The organism is Chryseobacterium sp. S90, from assembly GCF_047444895.1.
Classification (GTDB): domain Bacteria; phylum Bacteroidota; class Bacteroidia; order Flavobacteriales; family Weeksellaceae; genus Chryseobacterium.
Window position 1 is genome coordinate 20,115 of record NZ_JBLGCX010000010.1, and the last position, 16,470, is coordinate 36,584.

At 36.4% G+C, this 16,470-nt stretch carries 14 protein-coding genes; 8 read left to right on the forward strand and 6 right to left on the reverse strand.

Going from position 1 to position 16,470, the window contains the following annotated elements; genetic code table 11:
- The first annotated feature begins 10 nt into the window (after nt 1–10).
- Nucleotides 11–1,117, forward strand: a complete 1,107-nt coding sequence (locus ACLMCG_RS20870; RefSeq protein WP_413961137.1) for an efflux RND transporter periplasmic adaptor subunit — start codon at nt 11–13, stop codon at nt 1,115–1,117.
- Nucleotides 1,117–4,215, forward strand: coding sequence for an efflux RND transporter permease subunit (locus ACLMCG_RS20875; protein ID WP_413961138.1), 3,099 nt, complete (start codon nt 1,117–1,119; stop codon nt 4,213–4,215). The genes ACLMCG_RS20870 and ACLMCG_RS20875 overlap by 1 nt, the downstream gene beginning before the upstream one ends.
- Nucleotides 4,216–4,270: 55 nt before the next feature.
- Here ACLMCG_RS20875 and ACLMCG_RS20880 read toward each other — a convergent pair whose 3' ends face one another.
- The 6 genes from ACLMCG_RS20880 to ACLMCG_RS20905 all read right to left on the reverse strand — a co-directional run bounded on the left by ACLMCG_RS20880 (nt 4,271) and on the right by ACLMCG_RS20905 (nt 9,035).
- On the reverse strand, nt 4,271–5,026 hold the full coding sequence (locus ACLMCG_RS20880) for a DUF5995 family protein (protein WP_413961139.1): 756 nt from the start codon (nt 5,024–5,026) through the stop codon (nt 4,271–4,273).
- 72 nt (nt 5,027–5,098) lie between these two features.
- On the reverse strand, nt 5,099–5,332 hold the full coding sequence (locus ACLMCG_RS20885) for a hypothetical protein (RefSeq protein ID WP_077413577.1): 234 nt from the start codon (nt 5,330–5,332) through the stop codon (nt 5,099–5,101).
- A gap of 230 nt (nt 5,333–5,562) precedes the next feature.
- Nucleotides 5,563–6,537, reverse strand: coding sequence for a DUF6624 domain-containing protein (locus tag ACLMCG_RS20890; RefSeq protein ID WP_413961140.1), 975 nt, complete (start codon nt 6,535–6,537; stop codon nt 5,563–5,565).
- A gap of 147 nt (nt 6,538–6,684) precedes the next feature.
- Nucleotides 6,685–7,155 (reverse strand): YciI family protein, encoded by a 471-nt coding sequence (locus tag ACLMCG_RS20895; protein WP_223598528.1) that lies wholly within the window; start codon nt 7,153–7,155, stop codon nt 6,685–6,687.
- Between the two features lie 129 nt (nt 7,156–7,284).
- A complete protein-coding gene (gene pncB / locus ACLMCG_RS20900; RefSeq protein ID WP_413961141.1) occupies nt 7,285–8,463 on the reverse strand; it encodes a nicotinate phosphoribosyltransferase in 1,179 nt (392 codons plus the stop codon).
- Between the two features lie 95 nt (nt 8,464–8,558).
- Nucleotides 8,559–9,035, reverse strand: a complete 477-nt coding sequence (locus ACLMCG_RS20905; RefSeq protein ID WP_047380538.1) for a Dps family protein — start codon at nt 9,033–9,035, stop codon at nt 8,559–8,561.
- A gap of 229 nt (nt 9,036–9,264) precedes the next feature.
- On the opposite strand from ACLMCG_RS20905, the gene ACLMCG_RS20910 reads away from it, so the two are divergent.
- The 6 genes from ACLMCG_RS20910 to ACLMCG_RS20935 all read left to right on the forward strand — a co-directional run bounded on the left by ACLMCG_RS20910 (nt 9,265) and on the right by ACLMCG_RS20935 (nt 16,465).
- On the forward strand, nt 9,265–10,401 hold the full coding sequence (locus ACLMCG_RS20910; RefSeq protein ID WP_413961142.1) for a hypothetical protein: 1,137 nt from the start codon (nt 9,265–9,267) through the stop codon (nt 10,399–10,401).
- Nucleotides 10,402–10,629: 228 nt separating this feature from the next.
- Nucleotides 10,630–11,043: a 30S ribosomal protein S12 gene (gene rpsL, locus ACLMCG_RS20915; RefSeq protein ID WP_002983146.1), complete on the forward strand. Its 414-nt coding sequence runs from the start codon at nt 10,630–10,632 to the stop codon at nt 11,041–11,043.
- 23 nt (nt 11,044–11,066) lie between these two features.
- Nucleotides 11,067–11,543, forward strand: coding sequence for a 30S ribosomal protein S7 (gene rpsG / locus ACLMCG_RS20920; RefSeq protein WP_034694654.1), 477 nt, complete (start codon nt 11,067–11,069; stop codon nt 11,541–11,543).
- Nucleotides 11,544–11,549: 6 nt separating this feature from the next.
- Nucleotides 11,550–13,667, forward strand: a complete 2,118-nt coding sequence (fusA, locus tag ACLMCG_RS20925) for an elongation factor G (protein ID WP_047376558.1) — start codon at nt 11,550–11,552, stop codon at nt 13,665–13,667.
- Nucleotides 13,668–13,683: 16 nt separating this feature from the next.
- Complete coding sequence (gene rpsJ / locus ACLMCG_RS20930; RefSeq protein WP_002661363.1) at nt 13,684–13,989, forward strand: 30S ribosomal protein S10; 306 nt, start codon at nt 13,684–13,686, stop codon at nt 13,987–13,989.
- 304 nt (nt 13,990–14,293) lie between these two features.
- Entirely contained in the window at nt 14,294–16,465 is a 2,172-nt protein-coding gene (locus ACLMCG_RS20935; RefSeq protein ID WP_413961143.1) for a TonB-dependent siderophore receptor, read from the forward strand.
- Nucleotides 16,466–16,470: the final 5 nt, after the last annotated feature.

Here is a 16,470-nt window from a genome sequence, read left to right on the forward strand (position 1 = left end):
TATGAACAAAATGATTACAAAATACATTGCTACGGCCTACCTGTCTGCCCTCATTATTTTTACAGGCTGTGCCGGAAAAGAAGAAAATAAGGAAGCTGAAAAAAGTTATTGCATCAGTAAAGAGCTTAAAAAAGATATTAAACTCGTTAAAGCAGAAATGCTTCCCATAGAAGAAAGTATCACGCTCACCGGAGAAGTGGAAAGCAATTCGGATAAAACAGTTCCTTTTGTAAGTCTTGTAGACGGAGTTGTGATAGATACTTATTTTTCCCTTGGAGATTATGTAAAAAAAGGACAGACGCTGGCCAGTGTAAAAAGTACGGCTGTCAACGAAATGCAGGATGATACCCAAACTTTGCAGGCTCAGCTGGCAGTAGCGAAGAGAAAACTGTCTTCTGTAGAAGCTATGTATAAAGATGATATTGCCTCTCAGAAAGATTTACAGGAAGCAAAATCAGAAGTAGCCATTTTGCAGTCTAATATTTCCAAGACACAGAAAAATATGCAGCTGTATTCAGCGGGTGGAAATACTATTCAGATCAAAGCGCCTGCGGACGGATATGTTATCTCCAAAAATATTTCTAAAGGAATGCCGGTTACAGCAGGTGGAGACCAGCTTTTTACCATTTCCAATCTGGATAAGGTATGGGTAATGGCGAATGTGTACGCAACCAATATGAGACACGTTTATGTAGATCAACCCGTAGTGGTGAAGACTCTTGCCTATCCGGATGACAGCTTCTCAGGAAAGATTGATAATATCTCTCAGGTTTTCAATGAAAATGAAAGAGTACTCAAAGCGAAAATCATTATGGATAATAATGGGATGAAGCTAAGACCGGGAATGTCCGCAGATGTTGTATTGCCGGTGAATTCACAAAATAAAAGTGCATTGGCTATTCCTGCCAAAGCTTTAATCTTTGATAATAACCAAAGCTATGTCGTAGTCTACAAAAAAGACTGCGAGCTTGAGATAAGACCCGTGACAGAGATTGCTTCCAATAGCCAGTATATTTATGTAGAAGGCAATTTAAAACCAGGTGAAAATGTCATTGCTTCCAACGGACTGCTGATCTATGAGAACCTGAAAAACCAATTAAATAATTCCACGAAGTAATGCGAAAATTTGTACAGAATATAGTTTCCTTCTCTTTAAAAAACTCATTGATTGTTCTTTTGGGAACTTTTCTATTGCTTGCCGGAGGAATCTATTCCTATATACATACTGCTATTGAAGCATTTCCGGATGTTACCAATACCAGAGTAAGAGTCATTACCCAATGGCCGGGAAGAAGTGCTGAAGAGATAGAAAAATTTGTCACCTTACCCATTTCAAAGGAAATGAATGCCATCCCGAATAAAACATCGGTGCGTTCTATTTCCCTTTTCGGATTATCTGTGGTCACTGTGATTTTTGATGATCATGTCAATGATTTTTATGCCCAGCAATATGCGTCAAATAAACTGGGAAATGTAAATCTTCCCGCAGGAGCCGAATACAGTATTGAGCCTCCTTCCGGGGCGACCGGTGAAATTTACCGGTATATCATTAAAAGTAAACTTCCGATCAAAGAAGTTACCTCTATTCAGGATTGGGTAGTAGAAAGAGAATTGCTGGCCGTTCCCGGTGTAGCAGATGTAGTGAGCTTTGGTGGAGAAGAAAAAACATATGAGATAAAAATTAATCCTACGGAATTACACAATTACGACCTTTCCCCTCTGGATGTGTATGAAGCAGTTTCGAAGAGTAATATCAATGTAGGAGGAGATGTAGTGGCAAAAGGAGATCAGGCTTATGTAGTGAGGGGGATTGGTCTTTTAGAGAAAAAAGAAGATATTGAGAATATTCAGATCGAGGTGAAAGGTTCTACGCCAATTCTGGTAAAGCACGTTGCTGAAGTAAAAGTTTCCGCAAAACCAAGATTGGGACAGGTAGGATATAACAAGGAAAATGATGTTGTAGAAGGAATTGTCATCATGCTTCGAGGTGAAAACCCAAGCGAAGTCATAGCAAGACTGAAAGACAGAATAGAACAGCTGAATGGAGGAGAACTGCCGGGAGATGTTCAGATTGTTCCGATCATTGACCGTACGGAACTGGTCAATACAACTGTTCATACCGTTTCCAAAAACCTTATTGAGGGTGTGATTCTTGTTTCCATCATTGTGTTTATTTTCCTTTATAACTGGAGAACAACCTTTATTGTAGCATCGGTCATTCCTTTGGCTTTCCTGTTTGCTATAATTATGCTGAAAATTCAGGGATTGCCGGCCAACCTGATTTCAATGGGAGCGCTGGACTTTGGGCTGCTCCTGGAAGGAACACTCGTCATTGTTGAACACGTCTTTGTTGCCCTCGAGGTTAAGGCCAAGAAAATAGGGCTGAAGAGATTCAACAAAATATCAAAACTGGGAATCATAAAGAAAAGCGCAGGAAGCGTAGCAAGTTATATTTTCTTTGCCCTGTTGATTCTTATCGTTGCCCTGATGCCGATTTTCTCTTTCCAGAAAGTAGAAGGTAAAATGTTTTCTCCTTTGGCATTTACACTTGGATATGCTTTATTAGGATCGTTGATATTAAGTTTAACGTATGTTCCGGCAATGTGTAAACTTTTACTGACGAAAAATATTGAAGAAAAAGAAAACTTTATTTCAAGATTCTTCAGAGTCAATATCTATAGAATTTACGAATTCAGTGACCGTCACAAAAAAGGATTTATCATTGGTTTTGTTGCTTTGCTTGCAGTCTGTGGATGGAGATTCTCCAATTATGGATCTGAATTTTTACCTAAACTGAATGAAGGTGCCATCTATGTAAGAGCAACCCTTCCAAACAGTGTCAATCTGGATGAATCTGTGCGGTTAACCAAAGAAATGAAAGAAATTCTCATGAAATATGATGAAGTGAAATTTGTCATGACTCAGACAGGCCGCCCGAATGATGGTACCGACCCTACAGGTTTCTTTAATATCGAATTTAATATTCAGCTGAAACCGGAAAATGAATGGAAGAAAAAAATATCCAAAGATGAACTTCTCGAAGAAATGAGAGTTTCCCTGGAAAAATATCCGGGAATCAACTTTGGATTTAGTCAGCCAATTCAGGATAATGTGGAAGAATATGTAGCAGGAGTAAAAGCTCCGTTGGTCATTAAAATTTTCGGGAATGATTTATTTGAGCTAGAAAATTACGCCAATAAAGTAGCCAATTCCATCAGAACGGTTCCGGGAATATCGGACGTGAATGTTTTCAAAAATATCGGGCTTCCGGAATTGAGAATACAGCTCCATGATTCTAAAATGGCAAAATATGGTGTTTCCACAGCAGATGCACAGGCCGTGATTGAAATGACGATCGGAGGACAGGCAGCAACCAAATTTTATGAAGAAGAAAGAATGTTTGACGTCATGCTTAGGTTTGAAAAGCAATACCGTGATACACCGGAAAAAATGGGAGATATTCTCATCCCAACTCAGGATAATAAAAAAGTGCCGTTGAAAGAAATTGCCACCATAGATTATCATACCGGACCGTCATTCATTTACCGTGAAGGAAACAGCAGATATATCGGAGTCGGATTTAATATTGAAGGACGTGACCTTGGAAGTACCATTAAAGAAGCCAAAGCCAAAGTAGATAAAGAAGTAAAGCTTCCGAAAAATCATAAAATGACGTGGGCCGGAGAATTTGAAAGTAAGGAAAGAGCTGCAAAACAGCTGGCAATGGTAGTTCCAATCTCTTTAGTTCTGATTCTGATGTTATTGTATTTCAACTTTGGGAACGTAAAAGATACGCTGATCTCTTCCATTACCCTTGCATTTGCATTTATCGGAGGATTTTTATCCCTTTGGTTTACGGGAACCATTTTTGGAATTTCAGCAGGAATAGGTTTCATCATCCTTTTTGGAGTGGCTACCATAGATGGTATTGTTCTTATCGGAGTAATGAAAGAGAATCTGCAAAACAGGTTATCTCTTAAAGAATCCATTGCAGAGGGGGTGAGAAGTAGAATCCGTCCGGTAGTAATGATCGCTTTGATGGGATCTATGGGACTTCTTCCGGCAGCAATGTCCAATGGAATGGGATCGGAAATTCAGAAACCTTTAGCCATTATGATTGTCGGAGGATTGATTATCTGTATGCTGCTGTCATTTACTGTGTTACCAATTATTTTCCATTATGCTTATCGTAAAAAGCATAAGGAAGCAATATAGTTTCTTTTATTTTGTTCATTATGAGCCGGGATCCGTGAGGAAGATCCCGGCTTTTTTATGAGTTTTTTGTAGATTCTAAAATTTCAATATTTTTCACTACATCACTGCTTTCACATTTTTTTAATTCTTTTAAAAGGGAAGGAGTGAGTATTTTTGGATTCAGTATTTGTGTAGCGACTTTTGCTGCTGCATAATCTACAATGTCTATCACGGATTCTCTTAAGAAATTGGGAGTATTGGATGCAATGACTGCAGTTGCCCAGGAAGTATCCCTTGCTTTGGAAATGGCAAAATCAAGTACGGCATTGTCTTTCCCATTGGATAGTTTATCAATAAGATCTACTGGATAACAAATTTTGTTTAAAGAGTTTTGTACATTCTGATTAATGGAAGCAATGATAGTATTGATGTTTTCAAAATCTTTTTTCAAAGGATTTATTTTCCGGTAAGGCATGATTGAAGCTGCAGAAATACCAAGGTCGAGATTGATGTGTGCATTCATTCCCAAAAATATATGCTGTAGGATCAACAGGTTTTTATTTTTGCTGGCTTCAAAGGCAATATACCATGAATTTGTACATTTCTCTTCTTTACTGTAACTCTCCCATGCCTGAATATATCTCTGTGCAAAAGCGAGATCCAGTAATGTCATTCTTGGATTGTCTTCAAATTTTTTTTGTTGAATACCTTTCAGAACCTGTGCCGTCATAATTCTATAGGTACATGCAAAATATCCTGCCGGACTTTGATTTTCTTTACACCAAATGATAATTTCATCCAGTTTTTTAAGAACTTCTTCAATGGTTTTCATGGTGGGTTTTATTTATTTAAAGATACTAAAAAAGTGAGCCGAAAAGCTCACTTTATGTATTGTTCGTTCAGATTATGGGGTGATTATAATCGGATCTGGAAAAGGTTCAAGAACCAATGGTTTACACATTGCTGCCGGTTGGCAGGTTCCTCCCATGCATATAAAATTTGTCATGGTGGTAGTGCCGTCAGGACATCTGATCATGCCTTCACCGTGGCATCCTCCGGGACATTCTGCCGGATAGAGTGTTCCTCCAAATACATCTTTCAAATCTGTTCTCAAAAGTTTTGTTAAGTTCTTTTTCATGGTTTAATTTTTTTTGTTTAGTAAATTAATTTATTAACACTCTTATAATTAAATAAATAGGTTTAAAATTATTGAACTAAAATAGTAAATTATTCTATGATGTTTGAATTAATTGATGATAAATGTTAAAATGGAGGTTAGATTTTTTAAAATGCCAAATAAGTTTAAAATAAAAGAATGTCAATTAGATTTGAAATTTGGCTATGAATAGTATAGCGATGAATTTCTGTTTATTTCTGCTTTATTTTTGCCTCCAGTTTAGGCAAGTCTTTTTTATATTGTTCAGGATCCCATTTCATTTGCCAATTCTTTACATACTCTGCCAATGGAGGAAGTCCAACATCTGCGCGTCTTTTATCTACATTTTCAGGATCTTCCAGTGGAGATACATAATATACTTGTGTTTCAGGATCACGTCCAATCTGACTGCCGTAAATTTGTCTTTTGCCTTGCCTCAGAGCGACCCTGTCTTCGAGAAGGGCCAGACTGCCGCTTTGTGCTTTACCATTTTTTACAGCATCTCTCATCATAGGTAAATATTTTTCCTGTGTTGCCTGATCTGCATGTTGGATAACAAGAAATAATGTAACGCTTCCCTGTCCGCCCACAACATCAGGACCCAGCCAGCCATATTTATCAAGAATGGCTTTTACCTCAATAAGATTTAGTGAATCTTTTTTATTGATAAGCCGCCAGTGCTTGTCCATCTCTTTTGAACTCCCACCGTATTTTTTTTCAATGCTATCGATTTGTCGTCTGTACTTTTGATCTTCATTATAAATGTTACCAAGCTTTGCGACCAAGGGTTTATTCAGATTTGCTTCTGCTTTTTCCTGATTTTGTTTGATTTTTTCGATGAGAGGCTTCCATCGTTTATCATTATGTAAAGAGCTAAGGTCTGTATCCTTAGTTATATGGTTGTAATTACTGAATTTTGCTGCAATCCTGTCAAGTTGGGAAAATGCGCTGTCTGGCCCTGATGCCATTGCCCAGGAGCATGCTGCGTTATACCTGTCATTTAGAGATGCTTTCCAGCCGTTAGATTTAAATGCTTCTGAATAGTTGCTGGCAGAGTTTTTGAAATCCTTGGCTTGGTAAAATGATTCAGCTGCTTTTACTTTATCAGTGTATTCTTTGGGAACAGCTTGTCCGAAGAGTAGTTTTGTTGATGCTAGACACAGCAAAACGAATAGTCTTATTTTCATGGTTATTATTTTTTTTGAGTTTGGTAATTTCTGGTTTTGTTGGAAGAAGTATTGAAATAGTTATTTTTTGTCTTCCTTTAGTCTTTTAATTTCTTCTTTTAATAAAGTCATATGTTCTTAAAGATTATCATTTTTTTTAAGGTGATATCACGGGTTTTCCTTTGTAATCTCTTCGTGATGCTTTAAATACAATGGTAAAGCAGCAGAACCATACCATGGGAAAATTTCATAACTAAAGACTCCGGCTTGTACAGCGGGATCTGTTTTTACCCATTGCTCAGCTTCTTCTTTAGATTTGGTATTGAAAATAAACATTCCGCGGTAGTTTTCTTTATTCTTTTCAAGGAAAGGACCGGCTACTATAATTTTGCCTTCATCTGCCAGTTTCCCAATATTTGCCATATGACCTTTCATGAGTTCGCCCATTTTGGCTTTGTCTTCAATCTTAACTGAACCTGTTGTCAGCATGACAATAGTATAGGGTTTCATCCCATATTGATCAGCTCCTAATGAAGTTGCCAGTTCCTGATTATATTTAGGTTTTTCTGCTTTCTTTTCCTGTGCAAATGACAATGCTGATATGAGCAGGCATGCGGTTAATAATGGTTTTGATTTCATCTTGTTTTATTTTGATAAATATAATAAAAAACCTTAAAGATTTCTGAGCACTGAATTTCAAAAATGATATGATACAAAAAAACCTCGATGGTTACGAGGTTATATATAATTTTTTCAGATGGGTTTATTTTAATCTTTTATTCTTAGAAATTCTTTGGCCAGTTCAATCATCTTGGGATCACCTGTATACTTTCCATGTTCATCGGAAAGTTTTACCGTAGGAATCCATTCTTTATTTGGAGCCTGTACACCAATAAGTTTCATTACAATGTTCATTGGTTTTAATCCTACATCATTGGTAAGATTGGTTCCTATCCCGAATGAAATACCAATTTTCCCTCTGCAGTAATTGGTAATTTCTTCTACCTTTTCAAGATTTAAAGCATCCGAAAAAATAATATATTTAAACATAGGATTGATGCCATTTTTTTGATAGTGAGCAATAGTTTTATCTGCAAATTCTAATGCATCTCCACTGTCATGACGAACACCGTCAAAAAGTTTTGCAAATTTTTTGTCAAATTGCTGGAAGAAAACATCCGTAGTATAAGTGTCTGAAAGAGCCACTCCAAGATCCCCTCTGTATACATCTACCCAATGTTCCAGAGCCATTTCGTTGGCCATTTTGAATCCGTATTCAGCAGCATGGAACATAAACCATTCATGTGCATGGGTTCCGATAGGTTTTACACCGTATTTCATCGCAAAATGTACATTAGAGCTTCCGATAAAGGTTGAGTCTCTTTTTTGAGTTAATGCTTCCATTACCAGATTCTGTACCTTATAAGAATGTCTTCTTCTGGTCCCGAATTCTGCAAAAGTTACTCCAAGTCTGCCTAATGAATCTGCTTTTTCAATCGTTTTACTCATCACCACCTCATTGGAATCTCTTTCCATATGGTTCATCTCATAGTGAAGCTCACTGATCAGGGCCAGTAAAGGAACTTCCCATAGAATTGTTCTGTACCAAAGTCCTTCTACAACAACGGAAAGATCGCCTCCTTCCTGGTGTATTTTTACTTCAGACGGGTCATAATGATACCCTTCCAAAAAATCCAGATAAGGAAGATCAATATAAGGACATGTTCTTGCCATGAACTTTTTCTCGTCTTTCGTAAGTTTAAGTTCAGCCATTTTATTAACAGCTTCTCTTAAAGCAGCGTCAAATCCTTCCGGAAAGTGGTGCTTTCCCCTGTTGATAAATTCGTATTTTACAATAGAACCAGGGAATAGTTTTACCACTGCATTCTGCATGGTTATTTTATAAAAATCATTATCTAGGATAGAGTTCAGTCTTACGTCATTCATAATATGTGTAATTTTAACGCAAATATAAAAATAAATAATAAAATCGCCTAAATGTAAGGCGATTTTTTTGAAATATTTCAATGCATTTTATGGAGTTATTTTCCAAGATAAGAATTGTACATCCAAACTTCTTTCTCCTGTTCTGTAATATAATCGCTCATTTGCGAATTGGTACCTTCATCTCCTGCTTCATCTGTAATATCTAAAAGTTCTCTCTGCAGATCAATTACTACTTTGAAAGAGCTTAAAATCAGCTCAACACTTTTGGTGCCATCAGTTACTTCTTTGCTTTCTTTGATGGTTGCTACCTTTAAATAATCTGAGTAATTGTGTGCAGGAATAGCTCCCAATGTCAGGATTCTTTCCGCAATTTCATCAATCTTTAAAACAAGACTGTTGTACAACTCCTCAAATTTTGGATGAAGGGTAAAGAACTGCTCTCCTTTGATGTTCCAGTGAGAACCTCTTGTATTCTGGTAAAACACAGAATAATTGGCTAACAGTACATTTAATTTTTCTGAAATCTTTTTACAATCGGCTTCTTTAAGGCCAATGATACTAGCATTTTTCATATGTATATATTTATTTTTTTAGGATTATATACAATCACCGCTTCTATAAAATATAACGAAGCTTTATTGTTGTGATTGATAGTCTATCATTTTGTATATCCCAAATTTACGAAATATCGTGCCGAACTCCCTGAATTATTAATAGATGATAACTATAAGAAAATTTTTTAAAATAGTTTGGAAGTATTAATATTGCGTTGAAAGAATCGACAGCGGAAATTTTATACATATGTTTTTTGACAACCTTATCAATATATCTGAAAATAAAAGAATATCACTGGTTAAATATTTCAGTATTGGAATTGTATTGATTTATATTGGTGTTTTTATAGCGTTATATCTTAAAGCAGAAGAACCGTTTTCAGCCTGGACTATTTCTGACTGGCTGATAAATTACACGGATGGCGGTTTTAAAAGAAGAGGTCTTTTGGGGGATGTGTTTTTTTATATACAGGATGTAACGGGAGTGAAGTTACAGCTTCAAATCCTGATTTTTCAGATCATTGGTCTTTCAGGAATTGTGTATGGGACGTTTCTATACATAAAGAAATATAAAGTTGATCTTTTTTATCTGTGTATTATGGCCTCTCCTTATATTCTGCTATTTCCTGCACTAACTGTCAGAAATGCCGGCAGAAGAGAAATAATATTGATTCTTATAATGCTTTGGTATTCTTTTGCAAAAAAATCGAAGCTTAATGATACTTTATTGTGTTTTTTTTATATCACTTTTCTCTTCATCCATGAGGCGGGATTTTTTTTCTTACCCTTTTTAATATGGATTAATTATTCGAAGTGGCAGAAAATTAACCTTAAATATATGCTGTCTATAACAGTAGCTGCTTTTGCAGGTATTGGTATTATATATTTTTTTGGTGGAAATGTTAACGAAGGAGAAAGTCTATCTATTTTGAAAAGCAGGGGAGTAGTTTTTCAGAAAGAGAATATTTTCGATCTGGAATATTATTTTGATTTTAATTATGTCCTTCAGTATAAATTATCATTTCTGGTTCATGCTATAGAACTCCTCATCATGATATTTCAAATGGGGTTTTATGTTTACCTGTTTAAAAGAAGATCATTCTATACCTATGTTTTCTGTAATATAATCTGCCTTCTTTGGGTTGCCCCTTTATACTATCTTGGTATTGATTGGATGAGATGGAATTATATTTACTCTACATTATTATTTATTGTCTTTACATTCCAGTTAAATACGAATGATTCTGAAGCGATATCATTTAATAATAACCCAATACAATATTCGTATCTTCTCTTTTCCTGTGTCTTTTATATATTGGTTCTCTTACATCTTCAGCATGACACCATGATTGAATGGATTCAAAACTATCTTATTCGGAGTTAAAAGTGAAATCGTCAGAATTATAAATTTCATAATTATTTAATACTCATTTTTTCATATGGGAAATTTCTGTTTTTCTGTTCCTTTTCCGCATGTTTATTATGCTTCTCTGATTATCATATAGAAACGTGTTCGATTTCGGATGTAAGTATTTGATTTTAATTTTTATATAAGTGTTTGCAGATTAAAAAAATATTACTATTTTTGCACCCTAAAATAAAAAGCAATTAAATGCCTACTATTCAACAATTAGTAAGAAAAGGAAGAGCCACGCTTGCCAAGAAGAGCAAATCGGCTGCCCTTGATTCTTGTCCACAAAGACGTGGTGTATGTACGAGAGTATATACAACTACACCTAAGAAACCTAACTCTGCACTTAGAAAAGTAGCAAGGGTAAGACTTTCTAACGGTAAAGAAGTGAATGCCTATATCCCGGGCGAAGGACATAATCTACAGGAGCACTCGATAGTATTGGTTAGAGGCGGAAGGGTGAAAGACCTACCGGGAGTACGTTACCACATCGTAAGAGGTGCATTAGACACAGCTGGTGTAAATGGAAGAACTCAGAGAAGATCTAAGTACGGAGCTAAGAGACCTAAACCAGGACAAGCAGCTGCTGCTCCTGCAAAAGGAAAGAAAAAATAATCATTAAATAAGGTACAAAAGCAATGAGAAAGACAAAAGCGAAAAAAAGACCGTTGTTACCAGATCCGAAATTTAATGATCAATTGGTAACGAGATTCGTAAACAACTTAATGCTTGACGGTAAGAAGTCAATCGCATTCAAAATTTTCTATGATGCATTAGAGATCGTAGAAACTAAAAAAGGAGATAACGAAAAAACTGCACTTGAAATCTGGAAAGATGCACTTACAAATGTAATGCCTCACGTAGAAGTACGTTCTAGAAGAGTAGGTGGAGCTAACTTCCAAATCCCTATGCCAATCAGAGCTGATAGAAAAATTTCTATGGCAATGAAATGGTTAATCAAGTATTCTAAAGCTAGAAATGATAAGTCTATGGCTTTGAAATTAGCTAACGAAGTTGTAGCTGCTTCAAGAGAAGAAGGTGCTGCTTTCAAAAAGAAATCTGATACTCACAAAATGGCGGAAGCTAACAAGGCTTTCTCACACTTCAAATTCTAATCTGAAATGGGAAGAGATCTTAAATTTACAAGAAATATTGGTATCGCTGCTCACATTGATGCAGGTAAGACTACCACTACAGAAAGGATTCTATTCTATACAGGGGTAAACCACAAAATTGGAGAAGTTCACGATGGTGCTTCTACAATGGACTGGATGGAGCAGGAAGCAGAAAGAGGTATTACTATTACTTCTGCAGCTACCACTTGTTCTTGGAACTTTCCAACAGATCAAGGAAAAGCTTTACCTGAAACTAAGCCTTACCACTTCAACATCATTGATACACCGGGACACGTTGACTTCACAGTAGAAGTAAACAGATCTTTAAGAGTATTGGATGGATTGGTATTCTTATTTTCTGCAGTAGATGGAGTAGAGCCTCAGTCTGAAACAAACTGGAGACTTGCTGACAACTACAAAGTTGCAAGAATGGGATTCGTAAACAAAATGGACAGACAAGGTGCTGACTTCCTTAACGTGGTAAACCAGGTTAAAGAAATGTTAGGATCTAACGCAGTTCCAATCGTTTTACCAATCGGTGCTGAAGAAGATTTCAAAGGTGTTGTTGACTTAATTAAAAACAGAGCTATCATCTGGGATGAAGCAGGACAAGGAGCTACTTTCGAAGTAGTGCCAATTCCTGAAGATATGAAAGATGAAGTTCTTGAATATAGAGAGAAACTAGTAGAAGCTGTTTCTGAATATGACGAAACTTTGATGGAGAAATTCTTCGAAGATCCGGATTCAATTACAGAAGAAGAAATCAATGCTGCATTGAGAGCTGCTACTATCGATTTATCTATTATCCCAATGACTTGTGGTTCTTCATTCAAGAATAAAGGAGTACAGTTTATGTTGGATGCAGTATGTAAATACTTGCCTTCTCCATTGGATAAAGATGATATTAAAGGTACAGATCCAAGAACTGACGCTGAAATCACAAGAAAACCATCTGTAGATGAGCCTTTCTCTGCATTAGCATTTAAGATTGCTACTGACCCGTTCGTGGGAAGACTAGCATTCTTCAGAGCATACTCTGGAAGACTAGATGCAGGTTCTTATATCTTGAACACTCGTTCAGGAGATAAAGAAAGAATCTCCAGAATCTATCAGATGCACGCTAACAAGCAAAACCCAGTAGAATATATTGAAGCTGGTGATATTGGTGCAGCGGTAGGATTCAAATCTATCAAAACAGGTGATACAATGTGTGACGAGAAAAACCCAATCGTTCTTGAATCGATGGTTTTCCCTGATCCGGTAATTGGTATCGCTGTTGAGCCTAAAACTAAAGCTGACCAGGATAAAATGGGTAACGCTTTAGCTAAATTGGCTGAAGAAGATCCTACGTTCACGGTTAGAACTGACGAAGCATCTGGACAAACGATTATCTCTGGTATGGGTGAGCTTCACTTAGATATCATCGTAGATCGTATGAAGAGAGAATTCAAAGTTGAAGTTAACCAAGGACAGCCTCAGGTAGAATACAAAGAAAACTTAACAAAAGTTGCTCAACACAGAGAAGTTTACAAAAAACAATCTGGTGGTAAAGGTAAATTTGCTGATATTGTATTTGAATTAGGACCTGCTGAAGAAGGTAAAATTGGTTTAGAATTCATCAATGAGATCAAAGGTGGTAACGTTCCTAGAGAATTTGTTCCTGCAATTGAAAAAGGCTTTAAAGCTGCAATGAAGAACGGTCCTTTGGCTGGTTTCGAAGTTGAAGGTATTAAAGTTGTTCTTAAAGACGGATCTTTCCACGCGGTGGATTCTGATGCTCTTTCATTTGAAATGGCTGCTAAATTAGGATTTAAAGAAGCGGGACGTGCTGCTAAGCCAGTAATTATGGAGCCAATTATGAAACTGGAAGTTGTAACTCCGGAAGAATATATGGGTAACATCATTGGTGACCTTAACAAAAGAAGAGGTACTATCAGTGGTCAGGAAGAGAAAAACGGTGCTGTTGTAATCAAGGGTTCTGTTCCACTTTCTGAAATGTTTGGATACGTAACTACTCTAAGAACACTTTCATCAGGAAGAGCTACTTCTTCTATGGAATTAGAGAAGTACCAGGCTACTCCACAAAACGTTGCTGAAGAAATCATAGCTAAAGCAAAAGGTTAATTTTTAAATTAAAGAAATGTCACAAAGAATCAGAATAAAACTAAAATCTTACGATTACAACTTGGTAGACAAGTCTGCTGAGAAAATCGTAAAAACGGTAAAGGCTACTGGTGCTGTTGTAAACGGTCCAATTCCATTGCCAACGAATAAGAGAATCTTCACAGTGTTGAGATCTCCGCACGTAAACAAAAAAGCAAGAGAGCAGTTCCAATTATCAGCTCACAAGAGACTAATGGATATCTACTCTTCTTCTTCTAAAACTGTTGATGCTCTAATGAAATTAGAACTTCCTTCAGGTGTAGACGTTGAAATTAAAGTGTGATAAATGCATACTTTGCAATGATTATACAAACCGTTCCTTTTTAAGGGACGGTTTTTTTATATTACTTTAAAATCAGATTTGATACATTATCAAATCTGATTTTTTTTGAATTGAACTTTCTACAACCATAAAAACCCTTCAGAGAATTACTCTTAATGATAGTGTACATCTGTTTAGGGATTATAAAGAGTCTTTCGCAGGGATTAATGATCTGATATTAATACTTCTTTTTCAGGTGACATATGTCACTCTTGTTTATTTATTTAGAATTAATAAAAATAATAATTTTGCTAAAAATTATCAGATGAATAAAGTAGTATCCTTTTCTCTGCTGTTGTTAGGTGGGGTTTTTGTAAATGCACAGAAAGTTAATGATTCTATTAAAAAGTCGAAAGAAATTGACGAAGTAGAATTATTCGGTGAAAGAAAAAAACAACCGCAAGGTTTGGAAGCAATCACAAGATTGCCTTTGAAAACCAGAGATCAGATTCAGAGTATTTCAGTAATCTCCCATAAAGTAATTGAGGATCTAGGAGGGTTAACAGTTACAGATGTAGCAAAGAATGTTCCCGGAGTAACTCAATTCGGTAGTTATGGAGGAACCAGAGAAAGCATGTCTATCAGAGGATATAGAGGGGTTCCGGTTTTAAAGAATGGGGTTCAGATGGATTCTGATTTCCGTACCGCAGGAATGCTTACTGATATGCAGGGAATAGAAAGTATTCAGATAATTAAAGGATCTGCTGCTGTTACACAGGGAATAGGTGACGGTTTAGGTTCTGCAGGTGGAGTAATCAATGTGGTCACTAAAGTTCCTAAATTTATCAATCAGACTAATGTTGGTTTCAGATATGGAAGCTGGGATTTCTATAGACCAACAGTTGACTTCCAGAGAGTATTAGATTCTCAGGGGAAAGTTGCTGTCAGACTAAATGCAGCTTACCAAAATAATAATAGCTTCAGAAGATTTATTAATACAGAACGTATTTACGTAAATCCATCCATTGCCATCCGTCCGGACGATAAAACTGAGATTGTTGTGGAAATGGATTATATGCATAACAATACTACACCAGACAGAGGTACTGTAAATCTTGCTAAAGGAGATACCGAGGCAATATACAGAATGCCGGGAAGAAAATTCCTTGGGTTTTCTACAGATAAGGCAAAGACTGAAACATTCAACTTCTCGACAACTGTGACACGAAAGCTGACTGAGAAATTGAAATTAAGAGCTGCTTATATGAGCTCATCTTATCAGACTGAAATTGTAGGTGCGGCTCTGGCTCCTTTAAAGAGAGATAATCCGACAGAGTTCCGTAACAGAACATTGACGAGATCTGAAAGAGAGGATTTAAATAAAGTATTTCAATTCGATTTTATCGGAGCTGATGTAATGACAGGGTTCATGAAACACACTTTTCAGGTAGGTTTTGACTGGAAAGAATCTAATGTTACAACGACTTCGTATAAAGCTAAAGATGTTGACCAGATCAATGTCCTGAATGAAATCAACAATATTCTTCCTGCAGGAGTTAATATAGACTTATCAACAGCTAACGCTATTAATACAGTAGCACCTACAATGGGTCTAATGGCACAGGATGTCATTACTTTTAATAAGTATATTAAAGCTCATTTGGGAGTTCGTTACAGTAGATTAATTGGTTCAGATAAAGAAAAAGACTACGCTTGGAACCCTTCATTGGGAATTATGATCTCACCGATTGAAAATATGAACATATTTGGTTCCTATACAAGTACTACAGCGCTTAGAAGTTCAAATAATGTATTATTCAGCGGAGGAACTGTAGGAGCATCTACTACAAAACAATGGGAGGCTGGAATTAAATCAGACTGGCTGAATGAAAGATTAAGATTTAATGTAACTCTCTTTGATATCAAAACAGATAATTTGTCATATGAACTTCTTGATGGCGGAAATCCTACGGGAAAATACGCATTTGCGGGTAACTTAAAAAGACAAGGTGTTGAAGTTGAATTGATAGGTAAAATTCTTCCAAACCTGCAAGTGATGACAGGATGGGCCTATGTGGATGCACAGTATCAGGATAGTCCTTCATTTGTAAATGGTTCAGCGCCTATTAATACACCTAAGCATTCTGCTAATGCATGGCTGAATTATAAATTCGACACAGGGATGTTGACAGGTCTTGACATAGGAGCCGGAATCTATTTTGTTGGAGAAAGACCAGTGGATGACTATAAACAAATATATACCAATACAGAAAACGGTCATGTGAATGGAACTCAACCAGGTGAAAAGCCTTTCTTTATGCCACAATATACAACGGTAGATGCCCAGATAGGATATTCCTTCAAAAATGGACTAGGATTAAGAGGGTTCTTCAATAACATCTTTGATTCAGTAGGATATAATTCTTATTTCAGGGGAGGATATATCGATCAGATTCAGCCTAGAAACTTTGCTGTACAGGTAAACTATAAATTCTAATCAAC

Coding starts and splice junctions, on each gene's coding strand:
- ACLMCG_RS20870 (WP_413961137.1), top strand. CDS start 11: ATGATTACAAAATACATTGCTACGGCCTACCTGTCTGCCCTCATTATT.
- ACLMCG_RS20875 (WP_413961138.1), top strand. CDS start 1,117: ATGCGAAAATTTGTACAGAATATAGTTTCCTTCTCTTTAAAAAACTCA.
- ACLMCG_RS20880 (WP_413961139.1), bottom strand. CDS start 5,026: ATGAAAACCATTGAAGAAGTTCTTAAAAAACTGGATGAAATTATCATT.
- ACLMCG_RS20885 (WP_077413577.1), bottom strand. CDS start 5,332: ATGAAAAAGAACTTAACAAAACTTTTGAGAACAGATTTGAAAGATGTA.
- ACLMCG_RS20890 (WP_413961140.1), bottom strand. CDS start 6,537: ATGAAAATAAGACTATTCGTTTTGCTGTGTCTAGCATCAACAAAACTA.
- ACLMCG_RS20895 (WP_223598528.1), bottom strand. CDS start 7,155: ATGAAATCAAAACCATTATTAACCGCATGCCTGCTCATATCAGCATTG.
- pncB (WP_413961141.1), bottom strand. CDS start 8,463: ATGAATGACGTAAGACTGAACTCTATCCTAGATAATGATTTTTATAAA.
- ACLMCG_RS20905 (WP_047380538.1), bottom strand. CDS start 9,035: ATGAAAAATGCTAGTATCATTGGCCTTAAAGAAGCCGATTGTAAAAAG.
- ACLMCG_RS20910 (WP_413961142.1), top strand. CDS start 9,265: ATGTTTTTTGACAACCTTATCAATATATCTGAAAATAAAAGAATATCA.
- rpsL (WP_002983146.1), top strand. CDS start 10,630: ATGCCTACTATTCAACAATTAGTAAGAAAAGGAAGAGCCACGCTTGCC.
- rpsG (WP_034694654.1), top strand. CDS start 11,067: ATGAGAAAGACAAAAGCGAAAAAAAGACCGTTGTTACCAGATCCGAAA.
- fusA (WP_047376558.1), top strand. CDS start 11,550: ATGGGAAGAGATCTTAAATTTACAAGAAATATTGGTATCGCTGCTCAC.
- rpsJ (WP_002661363.1), top strand. CDS start 13,684: ATGTCACAAAGAATCAGAATAAAACTAAAATCTTACGATTACAACTTG.
- ACLMCG_RS20935 (WP_413961143.1), top strand. CDS start 14,294: ATGAATAAAGTAGTATCCTTTTCTCTGCTGTTGTTAGGTGGGGTTTTT.